Origin of the sequence: Mesorhizobium sp. M0208, from assembly GCF_040322015.1 — a bacterium.
Taxonomy (GTDB): Bacteria; Pseudomonadota; Alphaproteobacteria; order Rhizobiales; family Rhizobiaceae; genus Mesorhizobium.
In genome coordinates this window covers 1-14,036 of the sequence record NZ_JAMYSP010000052.1, presented here as the reverse complement: position 1 = coordinate 14,036, position 14,036 = coordinate 1, and the positions used below count along the sequence as shown (strand labels likewise).

General features: G+C 61.9%; 12 protein-coding genes. 9 read left to right on the top strand and 3 right to left on the bottom strand.

Translation table 11 applies throughout. The features are described from left to right. Window positions 1-16 precede the first annotated feature (16 nt). The 7 genes from NKJ17_RS30645 to NKJ17_RS30615 all read left to right on the top strand — a co-directional run bounded on the left by NKJ17_RS30645 (window position 17) and on the right by NKJ17_RS30615 (window position 9,282). The gene (locus NKJ17_RS30645; protein ID WP_352508238.1) at window positions 17-574 is read left to right on the top strand and encodes an SCO family protein; all 558 of its coding nucleotides are present in this window, start codon (window positions 17-19) and stop codon (window positions 572-574) included. Continuing rightward, window positions 540-3,194 carry a GAF domain-containing protein gene (locus NKJ17_RS30640; protein ID WP_352691495.1) on the top strand — a complete coding sequence of 885 codons (2,655 nt, stop codon included), beginning with the start codon at window positions 540-542 and terminating at the stop codon, window positions 3,192-3,194. Before NKJ17_RS30645 ends, NKJ17_RS30640 begins: the two co-directional genes overlap by 35 nt. Beyond that, window positions 3,191-3,556, top strand: a complete 366-nt coding sequence (locus tag NKJ17_RS30635; RefSeq protein ID WP_352508224.1) for a response regulator — start codon at window positions 3,191-3,193, stop codon at window positions 3,554-3,556. Before NKJ17_RS30640 ends, NKJ17_RS30635 begins: the two co-directional genes overlap by 4 nt. Before the next feature lie 14 nt (window positions 3,557-3,570). After that, entirely contained in the window at window positions 3,571-4,698 is a 1,128-nt protein-coding gene (locus NKJ17_RS30630; protein WP_352508239.1) for an adenylate/guanylate cyclase domain-containing protein, read from the top strand. Between the two features lie 683 nt (window positions 4,699-5,381). Further along, window positions 5,382-6,395, top strand: coding sequence for an ABC transporter substrate-binding protein (locus NKJ17_RS30625; RefSeq protein WP_352508225.1), 1,014 nt, complete (start codon window positions 5,382-5,384; stop codon window positions 6,393-6,395). A gap of 25 nt (window positions 6,396-6,420) precedes the next feature. Further along, window positions 6,421-6,840, top strand: a complete 420-nt coding sequence (locus NKJ17_RS30620; RefSeq protein ID WP_352508226.1) for a hypothetical protein — start codon at window positions 6,421-6,423, stop codon at window positions 6,838-6,840. A gap of 213 nt (window positions 6,841-7,053) precedes the next feature. Continuing rightward, window positions 7,054-9,282, top strand: a complete 2,229-nt coding sequence (locus NKJ17_RS30615) for an adenylate/guanylate cyclase domain-containing protein (RefSeq protein WP_352508227.1) — start codon at window positions 7,054-7,056, stop codon at window positions 9,280-9,282. A gap of 160 nt (window positions 9,283-9,442) precedes the next feature. On the opposite strand, the gene NKJ17_RS30610 is transcribed toward NKJ17_RS30615, so the two are convergent. Next, a complete protein-coding gene (locus tag NKJ17_RS30610; RefSeq protein WP_352691494.1) occupies window positions 9,443-10,825 on the bottom strand; it encodes an IS1182 family transposase in 1,383 nt (460 codons plus the stop codon). A gap of 432 nt (window positions 10,826-11,257) precedes the next feature. Between NKJ17_RS30610 and NKJ17_RS30605 the strand changes: the two genes are divergently transcribed. Both NKJ17_RS30605 and NKJ17_RS30600 read left to right on the top strand, forming a co-directional pair. After that, window positions 11,258-11,644 carry a hypothetical protein gene (locus tag NKJ17_RS30605; RefSeq protein WP_023680933.1) on the top strand — a complete coding sequence of 129 codons (387 nt, stop codon included), beginning with the start codon at window positions 11,258-11,260 and terminating at the stop codon, window positions 11,642-11,644. Beyond that, window positions 11,641-12,165: an RES family NAD+ phosphorylase gene (locus NKJ17_RS30600; protein WP_352691493.1), complete on the top strand. Its 525-nt coding sequence runs from the start codon at window positions 11,641-11,643 to the stop codon at window positions 12,163-12,165. The genes NKJ17_RS30605 and NKJ17_RS30600 overlap by 4 nt, the downstream gene beginning before the upstream one ends. A gap of 43 nt (window positions 12,166-12,208) precedes the next feature. Here the strand turns inward: NKJ17_RS30600 and scpB are convergent, their stop codons facing one another. Further along, a complete protein-coding gene (gene scpB / locus NKJ17_RS30595) occupies window positions 12,209-12,916 on the bottom strand; it encodes an SMC-Scp complex subunit ScpB (RefSeq protein ID WP_352691492.1) in 708 nt (235 codons plus the stop codon). 2 nt (window positions 12,917-12,918) lie between these two features. Then, the gene (locus tag NKJ17_RS30590) at window positions 12,919-13,875 is read right to left on the bottom strand and encodes a DUF1403 family protein (protein WP_352691490.1); all 957 of its coding nucleotides are present in this window, start codon (window positions 13,873-13,875) and stop codon (window positions 12,919-12,921) included. Window positions 13,876-14,036 lie beyond the last annotated feature (161 nt).

Below are 14,036 nucleotides of genomic sequence, written 5' to 3'. Positions count from 1 at the left end.
GCCGGCGCGCATCTTGGTGCTGGCGCTGATGGCCGGGCCGGCACACGCGCACGACGCGCCGCACGACGAGCGCCTGCCGACGATTGGACCGGCGCCCGACTTCAGCCTGGTATCGCAGGATGGCGAACCTGTGTCGCTGCACGACTTTCGTGGCAAGGTGGTCGCCGTTGCATTCATCTATACGTACTGTACCGACGTCTGCCCGATGCTGACCGCTCATATGGCCAGCGTGCAGGAGAAGCTGGGCTCGACGTTCGGATCGAAGATTGTCTTCGTTTCGATCACCGTCGACCCGGAGCGCGATACGCCCGATGTTTTGAAGGCATATGCGCAGAATTTTGGCGCCGATCTGAGAGGCTGGTCGTTTCTTACCGGTGATCCGGCGGTTGTCCATGAGGTTGGACGGAAATACGGGGTCATCGCGAAGAAGGCGGCGAACGGAGATGTCGACCATACCTTGCTGACGTCGCTCGTGGACCCGGACGGCATCTTGCGCGTACAGTATCTCGGCGTCCGGTTCGACCTAGAGGAGTTCCGGGATGACCTTGTCAGCCTCTTGGACGAATCCAAGTAACATAACGAACTGGCTCGTCGGCTGGGTTGCCCGGCTGCCGGCGCGCGTCCAGACCAAGCTCTTGATCGCGTTCCTGTCGATCGTCGGCCTGTTGATCGTGCTCGGGGCCGTCGGGTTGCAGGTGCTGAGTGGGGTCAATGATCAAACAAACGAGCTGATCAAGCTGCAGCGCAGGATCGCGGCCTATCGCCAGGTGCAGCACGATACGACCACCCAGCTCTACGGCATCTCCACCGCCCTGTTGCTTCAGGACAACCGGATGCTGGATGGGGCGCTGCGCCAGCTCAACCAGTTTGGCTATGACCTCGACCGCATGGAGTTCGTCGCTGAAACTGAGGCGGAGGTGCTGGGCCAGGTCCGACAGGAGTACGAACGGCTTGCGGCCGGCGTGACGCATGTCGCGGAGCTCTTCCGCGCCGGTCGCACGGCGGAGGCGCGCAAGGTTCAGCTGGATGAGATCATGCCGTCGGCCGACCGCCTCGAGCGACTGACGAACCAGCTGGTCAACATGGCCGAAGCCGACATGGTGGCGGCCATCGAAGCGAGCGAGGGGGCGTACGGCACCTCTCGTCTGATCGTGGTCGCTTTTGCTGTGGGCAGCATCCTGCTCGCGCTTGCGCTTGGCTACATCATCTCCTGGTCGTTGATCGAACCGGTCAAGAAGATCGAGACGCGTCTCAGTCAGATAGCGGCCGGCGACTTCGCCCAACAGGTTGCCGTCGCCAATCGCGACGAACTTGGAGTGCTCGCCACTAACGTCAACCAGACCTCCGACCAGCTGGGGCGCCTGTATCAGGAGATTGAGACGCGCACCCAGCAGCTCGACGAGGCCCTTCAGCAGCAGACAGCCACTGCAGACGTTCTGAAGGTCATCAGCCGCTCTACCTTCGATCTGCAGGTCGTGCTCGATACGTTGGTGGAATCGGCTGTCAGGCTCTGCCGTGCCGACAAGGGTGGTATCGTGCAGTTGCTTGATGGCGTATTCCGCTATGTGTCGACGCATGGCTACCCGCCCAGCTTCCGTGCTTATGTCGACGCCAATCCACTTCCAGAGCTTGCCGCAGGCCGAGGCTCCGCCGTAGGGCGCGTAATCGAAGAACGGCGGATCGTGCAAATCGAAGACGTGACCGCTGATCCGGACTACCGCGTTGTCTTGATCGCTGAGGCAGGCGGATTCCGCACCGTCCTCGCTGCCCCGCTGTTGCGGGAAGGTGATCTCGTTGGCGTATTCGTCATGACGAGGGTTGAGCCGCAACCTTTCAATCCCAAGGAGATCGCGCTCGTCGAGACATTCGCCGACCAAGCCGTGATCGCCATCGAGAATGCGCGGCTCTTCGAGGCGGTGCAGTCACGGACGCGCGAGCTTGCCGCGTCTGTTGGTGAGCTCGAGGCGCTTGGTGAGGTGAGCAAGGCGGTCAATTCGACGCTGGATCTCGACACCGTGCTGAAAACGATCGTCGCCAAGGCGGTCCAGTTGTCGGAGACGGATGCTGGCACCATCTACGTGTTCAGCAGCACGCGGCAGCAATTCCGTCCGCGCGCGAACTTCGGTATGAGTGATGAGCTTATCGCTGCAGTCTCACACCAGACGATCGGGCTGGCCGACATGGGGATCGGCGACGCACCCGAGCGCTGCATGCCGGTGCAGTTTCCCGACCTCAGCGAGGAGACCTCATCCTTCGTTGTAAGAAAGACGATCGTCGAAGCCGGATATCGCGGTATCCTGATCGTTCCGCTGCTGAGGCCCAACAAGATCGTCGGTGCACTGGTCGTCAGGCGCCACAAGCCAGGGGTCTTCCATGAGCAAGTTGTCCATCTGCTGGAGACCTTCGCAGCCCAATCGGTGCTCGCGATCCAGAATGCCAAGCTGTTCCGCGAGATCGAGGAGAAAGGCCGGGAGCTGGAGGCAGCTAGCCGCCACAAGTCCCAGTTCCTCGCGAATATGAGCCACGAGCTCAGGACACCGCTCAATTCAGTCTTGGGCTTCACAGAACTGCTGGTCGATGGCATCTACGGCGAACTCCCGGACAAGGCGAAGACGACCGTCGCGCGCGTGCAGGCAAACGGCCGTCACCTCCTTGGGCTCATCAACGACGTACTCGACCTTTCCAAGATCGAAGCCGGCCAGCTCACGCTGGCGATCGAGGACTACTCCGTCGCGCAGATTGTTCGATCGACCGTTACGGCTGTCGAGCCGCTGGCACGAGCGAAGGGTCTTGAGCTTTCAACGACTGTTGCCGAGAACCTTCCAATCGGCCGCGGGGACGAACGCCGTTTGATGCAGGTCCTGCTCAATCTTGCAGGCAATGCCGTCAAGTTCACCGAAACGGGTGCGGTCGACATTCTTGCCGATGCGGTCGACGGGCACTTCGAGATCACCGTCCGAGACACCGGTCCCGGCATCGCGTCCAAGGACCAGGCTCTCATCTTCGAAGAATTCCAGCAGGTCGACAACAGCAGCACCAGGCAGAAGGGTGGCACAGGTCTTGGCCTGGCGATCTCGAAGCGCATCGTCGAAATGCATGGCGGAACCATAGACGTCGAGTCCGTGATCGGGTCAGGGTCGACATTCCGTCTCAAGGTACCAATCTGGGTGAATGAGGACGTGAGGGCGGCATGAGCAAACGAATCCTTATGGTGGAAGACACCGAGGACAACCGCCAGATCATCCGCGATCTCATTGCCACCACCGAATACGAACTGATCGAGGCGGCGGACGGCGCCGCCGGCATCGCTGCAGCGGGAGCGCACAGGCCAGACCTGATCCTTATGGACATTCAGCTGCCGGTGATCGACGGGTATGAAGCGACCCGCCGCATCAAGGCCGACCCGGCGCTGCGGCACATTCCGATTATCGCGGTCACCTCCTACGCGCTGTCGGGCGACGAGGCGAAAGCCCTTGCTGCTGGGTGCGATGGCTACATTGCCAAGCCATTCAGTCCGCGCCAGCTGCTCGCCGAGATTCGTCAGTTCTTTTCCTGAGGGGAGACAGTGCCTTGCACGATCCGCCTCGCATTCTCGCGGTCGACGATACCCCGGAGAACCTTGAGATTCTGCGTATGCGGCTCGAGGCGAATGGCTACGAAGTGGCGACCGCCGCCGATGGTGAAGAGGGGTTGGCAAAAGCTCGCGAACTCACGCCGGATCTGATCCTGCTCGACATCATGATGCCGAAGCTGGACGGTATCAGCGTGGTTCGCCTGCTCAAGCAGGATCTCTCGCTGCGATCGATCCCGGTCATTCTTGTCACCGCAAAAGCCGACACGCGCGATGTGGTCGAGGGGCTGGACGCCGGGGGCGATGACTATTTGACAAAGCCCTTCGAGCACCAGGCGCTGTTGGCGCGGGTGCGCTCGATGCTGCGCCAGAAGGCGCTTCACGATACCGTCGCAAGCCAAGCCGTGCAGCTTTCCGATTGGAACCGCTCGCTCGAGCAGACCCTGGCGGAGCAGGTGATCGAGATCGAGCGAATGGGCCGGCTCCGGCGTTTCCTGCCCGCGCAGGTCGCCGACCTCATCCTTGCGGCGGGAAATGGCGACACGCTTCTGCAAAGTCACCGTCGCGAGGTGACCGTCGTTTTCTGCGATCTACGCGGCTTTACAGCCTTCGCCGAGACTGCCGAACCTGAGGAGGTGATGGCGGTTCTTGGCGAATACCACGCCTGTCTTGGTGAACAAATCGTCCGCTACGAGGGAACTCTTGAGCGATTCGTGGGCGACGGCATCGTCGTCGTTTTCAACGATCCACTGCCCTGCGCCGACCATACGGAGAGAGCCGTCCGCATGGCTGCGGCGATGCGTGATGCGATTGACGAGCATTCAGAGCAATGGCGCAAGCGCGATCACTTGCTCGGCTTCGGAATCGGCATCGCCCGAGGCCATGCAACCATCGGGCGGATCGGTTTCGATCAGCGCGCCGATTATGCAGTGATAGGCACAGTGTCGAACCACGCCGCCCGATTATGCGAGGAAGCCAGGCCACGCCAGATTCTCGTCAGCCAGCGGGTCGTTGGTGCCGTCGAATCCCTGGTTGAGTCCGTCGCCGTTGGCGAACTGACGCTGAAGGGCTTTCGCCGACCGATGCCTGCCTATGAAATTGTGCGGTGGATCGGTCGGCCAAGCTAGGGATCACTGTGCCTAATGAGATAGATCGCCTCCTGCGCTGAATGGGCCATACAATGATGCGGGCAGCTAGACCGATCAGCGATCGGACGGCCTTTGAGCTCCATGGCCGTTGCTCCCTATTCGCCTCGCTCGGGGAAACTTCCGTCAGCTCGCAAGGCACGTTACAGATACCTGGTTGGCTTCTTTCAAGCCCGGTCGCCACAAGGCGCGACAGGAGTTTCCGGAAGTCCAGCCCAACCTGTGAACAGCGCCTGGACAAGATGGCCGTAGCGGATGTGCAGCGTCCGTTCATGGCGCAAGCTAGACTTCTGTGAACGCGAACTTTGGACCCGATCCAGTCGTCACGTGGGATGAACTCGAACGTCTCGAATTGGTTCGAGAAGGCGCCTTTTGGCAACTACCCGACGATCCGTTTTGTCAGCGCCCTGGAAGGTACGAGGGTTCCGTAAAGGGCTTGGCCCTGGCTGAGAGCATTGCCCTCGCCACGAACGTTGACAAGGCGTATGGTCGTTAATCGTTGGCTGAAAGCGTTCTTGGCCAGCGACTGAAGAACGACAAGACTCCCGCCTTTACAGGGCGTGCTCCAACTCGCGATTACTCGGCGCGCTCACGCATTGTCCGTCCTCTACTGGGGTCATTTGCTTGATTCCTAGGGGCGATCAGTTTGCCAAAGGAGCGTCCCGATGAAGCTAATTCAGAATCGTCGCGCATTCCTGGCCGGCCTGTCGGCGATCGGCGGTGCCGGGCTCCTCAATGTTCGCCCATCCAGTGCGGCCGGGGAGCCTGCTTTGGAAACGACAACCGTCCGCTTGGGGCAGTGGGTCGGAGGCGCTTACTGTTGGGCGTCCATCTACCTCGCCGGAGAACTTCTGCGCGCCGACGGTTTCACCGATATCCAATATGTCGAAGGCGACACCCACGTCGACAATTCCAAGTGGCTCTCCGCCGGCCTGATCGATTTCGACATGAACATGCCGTCGATGCACATTAGGTCCATCGACGCCGGCGTGCCGGTCAAAGTGCTGATCGGCGTGCATTCCGGCTGCTTCGAACTGATCGGCAACGACAGCGTCCGCAGCATCAGGGATCTGCGGGGCAAGCGCGTCGGGGGAGGGTCGGTGGAGTCGCATCCTCACATCCTGACGGCCCTCATGGCCAACTATGTCGGGCTTGATCCGGTGCACGATATCGAGTGGGTGGAGGGAGAACAGGCCCCGATGCAAATGTTCATCGACGGCAAGGTCGATGCCTACATGGCTGGTCCGCCCGAACCGCAGATCCTGCACGCCCGGAAGATCGGCCATACGATCGTCAACAACGGGACCGACCGCCCGTGGTCGCAATATTTTTGCTGTATGGTGGCCGGTAATGCGGACTATGTGAGCAGATACCCGGTCGCGACGAAGCGAGTGTTGCGCGCCATTCTCAAATCCGCCGACCTGTGCGCTTCTGATCCGTCGTTGGCGGCACAGCAGCTCGTCGATCGAGGCTTTCTGCCCAACTATGACGAAGCGCTTGGGACGCTGAACGGTGCTCAGCATGACAAGTGGCGCGTGTTCGACGCCGAGGACAGCGTGCGGTTCTATGCACTGCGCATGCAGGAGACCGGCATGATCAAGTCGAGTCCGCAACAAGTCCTGGCCAACGGAACGGACTGGCGTTTCCTCAACGAGCTCAAACGCGAGTTGAAGGCCTGAGACCCTAGCAGACGCAGTTCTCGCCTTGGCGCTGAACATAGCGCGGACGAGTGAGCACGACGCGCCGAACGACGAGCGCCTGCCGACAATCGGACTGGCTCAGGACATCACGTTGACATCGCAGGACGGGGCGCGCGTGTCGCTGCGCGATTTTCGCGGCGACCAACGCCGCCGGATGGTGGCAGCAACCAGCCTCCAGATATTCGTTGTCTCTGGAGGACTGCTGTTTCGTGGGAGCAGCCGTTTCCATCAACAGCAACCACACGGCAACAAATGTCGCAAACGTGTTATGTCGTCTGTTCGCTCGAATGTCCGCTTTTGGGTTACGGCTTTGGGCTGCTCAACGGCCGACATTGGGCGCGATCCGGCCTGTCGCGAACGCGAACTTTTGACCCCAAAGCCCCCATTTGGCGGCGAACCCATAGACGGTCGCTTCTGGCGCTAGTTGCCCGTTCCGGCGGCCGGCTCAACGGCAAGCCCTGACCCAAACGAGCCATTCCGGCAGGCAAGCGCTAATGTCTCGAATGTGGTGACTACGACATTGGTTACACCTCGCCGTATCAGCGGTCCATCAAACGTGCGGGAGAAGGGATTTGCTGGTGAGGTCGGTTTCCTTTCAGAACAACCAATACTATGATCCGCTGGGGCCAGGCCACCGATGGACCGCAAGCTTGCCGCGATTCTAGCCGCAGATGTAGTAGGCTATTCGACTCTGATGGAGCGCGACGAGGCCGGTACATTTGAGCGACTACGTGCCGGACGCAAGGAACTGTTCGAGCCCGAAATTGCCCGCCACCACGGCCATATCTTCAAGCTGATGGGCGATGGGATGCTGGCCGAATTCGGTAGTGTCGTCGATGCCGTCGAATGTGCAGTGTCGTTGCAGCGGGGACTGTCCGAGCGCAACGCCTCGCTTCCCGCAGTGGAACAGATCGTGGTGCGGATCGGCATCAACCTCGGCGAGGTGATCGTCGACGGCGACGACCGGTATGGCGATGGGGTCAACATCGCGGCCAGACTTCAGCAGTTGGCGGAATCGGGCGGCATCTGCATCTCGGGAAAAGTGGCCAAGGAGGTTGATAGGAAGCTGGCGTTCGCCTTTGAGCCAATGGGCGAACAGAGGGTCAAAAACATAGCCGAACCCGTTCAGGCGTATCGCGTGTTGCTTGATTCCGCGGCAGCGGGCAAGACCCTCCATGCTCGCCGCCAGCCGCGCGCCTGGCGTTTTCCGGCCGCGGCGGGAATTCTCGTCCTGGCTCTCGGCCTTGCAGTAGCATGGTGGCAGCCGTGGGAGAGGCCTGCACCGCTTGCCGTTCCGACCGTCAGCGAGGCAGCCGACACCCGGCCCTCGCTAGTCGTCCTGCCCTTCGACAATCTCAGCGACGACAAGGAACAAGAATATCTCGCCAACGGCTTCACCGAGGATCTGACGACCGCACTGGCGCGTGTGCCGGGTCTTTTCGTCTTCTCCCCCAACGCGGCCTCCGCTTACAAGGACAAGGACCCGAAGGAGATTGCGGCGGCATTGGGCGTCCGGTACCTGCTGAAAGGCTCGATTCGCCGCGTCGGCGACGACATGCGCATCAATGCGCAGCTGATCGATGGCTCGACTTCCAGACATCTCTGGGCGGAGCGTTTCGACGGCCGGTGGGCAGACGTATTCGCGCTGCAGGACAGCGTTGTCAGCAGCATCGCGGGTGCGCTCCAGCTCCGCCTGGTGAGCGGCGCGCCGGCTACCCGGGCCGGAGGCACCAGTAATCCCGAGGCCTATGAGGCCTATCTCAAGGGGATGGACATCTACAACCGTATCAACACGCCCGAGGAGTTTGCGCAGGCTGTGAAGTATTTCCAGCAAGCCGTGCAACTCGACCCCGATTTCGGCGCGGCGTACGCCCAGCTCGCCTGGGCCTACTGGGACGCGGATGTCGGTCGGGTCGTAGTAATGGGACTTACGACGGACGTGGCCCAGGGCAAGATCTATGAAACCCTGGAAGCGGCGGCCAGGGATCCTTCGCCGGGCTACTATCAGCTCGTCGCCGAGTTGATGGTCCGCGAGCACGACTCGGACGACGCAGTTACCGTTCTTCTGAAGTCGGTGGCGCTCGATCCCAGCGATACTTGGAATTATCTCTCGCTGGCCAATGCTCTGAATTTCAACGGCAGGCCGAAGGAAGTGCTTAGCTATCTCGATGCGGCTGCGCGCGTCGACCCAAACTCGTGGATGGACTACAGGCGCTACCAAGCCGGACTGGCCGAGTTCGGCCAGGAGAAGTTTGAGGACGCGGTTCGCTCTATCGAGAAGATGGACCTTATATCGGCCGATCCACGGGCGAAATTTTATGCCCTGCAGGTCCTTATTTCGGCTTATGGGCATCTTGGGCGCACAGACCAGGCCGCGGCGGCTTTGGAAACGCTTAGGAAGGTTGTTGGGCGGGTGGACAGGGGGCCGAGCCAGTTGATGACCCAGGATTACATGGTGTTCAAGAATACGGCCGATATCGAACGCCTTTTGGCCGGGCTGACCAAGGCAGGTGTGCCAGAGCTGTCGGCATTGGCAAAGGCAGGCATGAATCCGAAGGACCGGCTCACAGGGGCGGAAATAAAGTCTCTCATGTTCGGGCACGAAACGCGCGGAAAATTGGTAATGCCCACGTTCCTGCCGATGCAGCGCACAACCTCGGTCGACGGCGCCGTCAGCGAGACCGTTGGCCAGAGGAGCCGCGTAGGAACCTCGTGGGTGCAAGGCGATTTCTTGTGCAACGCCTTTCCCATAGAACTGACAAGCTGTGGGGCGATTTTTCGCAATGTGTTCAGGACGCCGGGGCGCGACGACGAATACAAGGCCGTTTACCGCGGGGACCAGTTCGAGTTTTCGGTCGTCAAGTGAACTCCCAAATGCCGCAAGGCCGTAAGTCTGCTTGCCGAGTAGACGCGACGTTGTTGGCATAACTGCAAACGTCGACAATTGGCGGATTGTGTTGAAGAAGTCGACTGATGACAGCGTGTTCGTTGGTCACCATTTGAGGATGTTCGAAGGCCAGGGCCTCTCACGCCGGTTTCGGCATCGGCACCGGGATCAGCTTGGCCAGTTTCCGGAGGTTCTGGGCGGCGGCTGCCAGGTGGAACTCGTCTCGGGCGCCATTCGGTCCCCGTAGTCGCAGGCGATCGAGTTTCAGGATGCGTTTGAGATGCGCAAACAGCATCTCGACCTTCTTTCGCTCGCGGCGCGAGGTCACATAGGCGTCGGTGGCGGCGATATCACGGGCCATGTCGCGCGCACCCTCGTGGATGGAGCGCAGGATCTTGCGGGCTGGAGCGTTCGGACAGCATCGAGGCTTGAGAGCGCAGGCGTCGCAGTCGAGCTTGCTGGCGCGGTAGCGCATGAAGCCCTCGTCGTCGACACCGTCGCGGGGTGAGGCGAAGCGCCGACGATACTGCCTGAGTTCCTTGCCGCCTGGACAAGTGTAGAGATCGCGCCTGCGATCATAGCTGAACTCTGCCCGCTCGAAGGTCCCATCGCGACGCTCCGACTTGTCGAAGACCGGGATGTGCGGCTCGATCCCGCGCTCGTGCACGAGCCAACCCAGCATCTCGGCCGAACCGTACGCGCTGTCGGCGGCCAGCCGCTCCGGATAGAGATTGAAGCGATCCTGGACGCGCTCGATCATGGTACGTGCCGCACCGACCTCCGCCTGCCGGATTGCGCGGCTCGCCTCGACGTCCACGATGACGGCGTGGTTCAGGTCGATCAGATAGTTGGTGGCATAGGCAAAGAAGGCATGCCCCTTCATCGCTCCGGTCCACTGCGCCGCTGGGTCGGACCTCGACACGAACTTCGGCTTCACCTCGCTGGCTGCACCCCACGCGGCATCGTCCAACGTGTCGAGATACTCCTGTACCGAGCGGCGTGTTGCCGCCATCGTCTCCCAGTCGACCTGCTCCGATCCATCGGCTGAGCGCTGCTTGTTCGCGTCCGCTCTGATGAGGCTGGCATCGACGGCGAAGCCCTCGTTGCCGACGAGACCTTCTTCGATGCAGCGGCGAACCGTAGTCTCGAACAACTCGCGCAGCAGATCGCTGTCGCGAAAGCGGCCGTGCCGGTTCTTGGAGAAAGTGGAATGGTCCGGGACATCACCCTCCAGGCCAAGCCGGCAAAACCAGCGATAGGCGAGATTCAGATGTACTTCCTCGCAGAGCCGGCGCTCGGAGCGGATGCCGAAGCAGTAGCCGACGATCAGCATCCGGATCATCAGTTCCGGATCGATCGAGGGCCGGCCGATCTCGCTATAGAACGGCCGCAGATGCGAGCGCAGTTCGGACAGGTCGACGAACCGGTCAATCGAGCGAAGCAGATGGTCTGATGGCACGTGACGTTCGATGCTGAACTCGTAGAACAGCGCTTCCTGCATCACGGTCCGCTCGCCCATCATCGACTCAATCTCCTTTTCCCAAGGAGACTGAATCAGTGCTTCAGAACGACTTCAAGCCGGACTTTTTCAACACTATCGGCGCTATCAAGACGTCCGGCCCTGTCGCTGACCACGTCTGCTTTCAGGCAGCGGCTAAGCCAATCTCTACGGCCGACATTGGGCGCAACCGCGACTTTCAGTGCAGTCACGTTCGGCTGACATGAGGCGCTCGCAACCTCAAGCGTGGTCGCCGGCAACGTATGCTTTTCGTAGTTGGCAGGACGGGGTTCTACAGCCGCTATGCGGCGCATTGCCGCCGCTAGCGAACAAACGCTACGGAATGAAGAAGGGCAAGTAGTCTGGGAAGGAGTCTGGGAAGGAGTAGGGCCTCCGTCCACTTGCTATGCATCGGAATGTGCATATATTGTGCATATGAGAGGTCGGAGATTTGTCATGGCCCACGCACAGCTCGCACATTCCACGGTGATTTCAGGCTTTGTCGATAGCCTGCAGGAGCCGCGCACGCCTTATATCTCGCCGAAGCGCCTGTCGCAGGCGCTCGGCGTGAAGGTGGCCAACTTGGCCCAGCTGACCGGTGTCCACCGCAACACGCTCCGCAACCCCTCATCGGAGCGCCTGCAGGGCCGGATGCGCGAGATGGTGAAAGTGATCTCGGCGGCGACGGAACTCACCGGCGACGTCAACAAGGCGATCTTTTGGTACCGCAATGAACCGATCGCCGACTATGGCCATCGTACCGCAGCCGAGCTCGTCGCGGGCGGCCAGGTCGAGGCGGTTCTGGCCTTTATCCGGGATCTCGAGAATGGTGCGCGCGGGTGAGGATCACCCGCATCGGTCCAGACGAAATCTTCCATCGCTATCTGACTCCCAAATGGGCTTTCCTGCCCACCAGCGGTGCAGGCGCAGCGACGGACGGCGGTCGTTTCAACCGGCCAGGCATCGAAGCACTTTATCTGTCGCGTGCGACCCAGACGGCGCTTGATGAATACAAGCAGGGAGCCAGCATCACCCCGCCCGCCACCCTTGCCGCTTACAAGATCACGCTCGCCGAGGTAGCCGACCTTTCGCAGGGTTTCGACCCGCACATCTGGGATGGCCCGTGGAAGGAGTGGGATTGTGCCTGGCGCCAGGTCGCTCGCATCGACAAGAAGATCCCGCCATCGTGGAAGCTCGCGGATCTGGTCATCACCGCCGGACTTCGCGGCATCCTGTTTCCGTCGCTGCGTCACGCCGGCGGCACCAATCTCGTGATCTTTCCGGCCAATCTTGTCGACGGCGACCATGTCGCGGTTCACGATCCCGATCAACGGTTGCCGCACGACCAGTCGTCCTGGTCCTGAGCTATCGACTGTCTCTGGGATCGCAACGCGACCACGCCCCCCGTCACGGCGCTTGCTCCCCAACGACATCGTCCTCGCCGTCGCCCTCCCCGCTCGCCAGCCCGGCTGGAATATCGCCGGCCAGCAGCTTCTCCTTCGACAGCAGCCCTGCGTCCTCAAGCGCCTCGAAATCCGGCAGCTGGCGCAGCGTGTCGAGCCCGAGCTGCGACAGAAAAGTTTTCGTCGTCACATAAGTATAGGGCGCGCCAGGTTGCGGCGAGCGCGGACCCGAAGCGATAAGATCCTGCGCGCGCAGCACGCCGATCAGGTCGCGCGACACCTCCTTGCCGAAGAAAGAAGACAGCTCGCCACGCGTGATCGGCTGGAAGTATGCAATGCACATCAGCACGAGCGCCTCCGCCTGCGGCAGTTCTTTTGTCTCCTCGCCCGCTGCCTTGCCGAAGGCTGCGCGAATGGCATCGCCAAAAACCTTTCTGGTCCGGTGCTGCCAGCCGCCGGCGACCGAGACCAGCTCATAGGGGCGGCCGGCGAGCTCGGCGCGGACGTCGTCGATGATCAGCTCAAGATTGCAGTTCTTGCCGACGACCCGCGCCAGCACCTCGCGCGGCACTGGTTCGCTGGCCGCAAAGACAACCGCTTCGACGCGGCCCATCCACTCGCGCCAGCGCAGTTCGGCCGGTAGATGTTCGAGCTCGGTGTCGAGCAAGGCCGGCTGTTCGTTCGGCTTGCGGCGGGCGGACGCTTCGCTCATCGCTAAAGTCCAAACAGGCGGAAGGTGGGGCGGCCGGACAGCTCACGCACGGCGTCGAGCTGTTGCAGCCGCTCGAACAGGCGGCGCGCCGCAAACCGCGACAGGTTTTTCGTCGTCAGCGAGCCCGAGACGGCGTCTTCACTGAGCAGCAGAAAGATCACGTCGCCGGCGCCCTTGGCGCGCAGTTTCGGCGCCACGGCCAGCAGTTTTTCGGCACGACGCGACAAATCGGCGGCCAGCCGGCAGGCCTCCGTCGCAGCTTGAACCAGCGCAATGCAGACCGCGCGCTCAAACCCTTTTTCGCCGGGCCGGATCCGTTTGCCGCCGCCGGCCTCGCCGCGAAAAGCCGGACCAAAGGCCTGAGCCAGCAGCAGCGGCAGCGGCCGCGGCCAGCGCAGGTTTTGCGCCAGTACCAGGTCGGCGAGCCACCAGGCAAAAAGCTCGGCATCGGGCCGCATGGCAACGACGTGAGCGGCGATCGCTGCCGCGGCGAACGGCGCCGGCCGCCCCGAGCGCGCCAGGTCGTCGATGTGTTCACAAAGCGCGGTCAGCGCCTCGACGTCTCGATGGAGACCCAGCTGCTCGGTGACCCGTGCCAGGCGATCGACAGCGGCGGCTGGCGGCACGAGCGCGAGCTGCCGCCAAGCGCCGAAGATGGCGCCGGCAGGACCAGGATCGGCTCCGGCCGGGCGCAGGTGCCACGCGTCGCGCAGGGCGGCCTCGTCCTCCGCGCGCCCGGCCAGCCGCATGCTGGCGGCGGCGCATTTCAGCGCCAGCCGCTGGCGCCAGGCGCCGGACCAGGCAGGCTGCGCGCGGGCGAGGCTATCGAGCGAAGCCAAGGCGGCGCCGGCCTGGAAAGCGGCGTCGGCGTCGCAAGCGTTACGGCCGGGCGCGAGCGCCCAGGCCGGAAGGGCAGGGGGCGCGGCTGGGGCGGCGGTCGCGGGATTGAGGCGAATCATGATTTCGAGGGTAAAGCGCCGGTGCGCTTTGCGCGATCAATTTCGCGCCAAAACGCACAGCCTGTCGGCACCACAAAACGAATGATAATGTTGCATTATCGTTCGTTTTTGTCCTTACGTTAGAAATGGCCGTTGTCGCCCGCGTTTCAACGGTCGCAGGA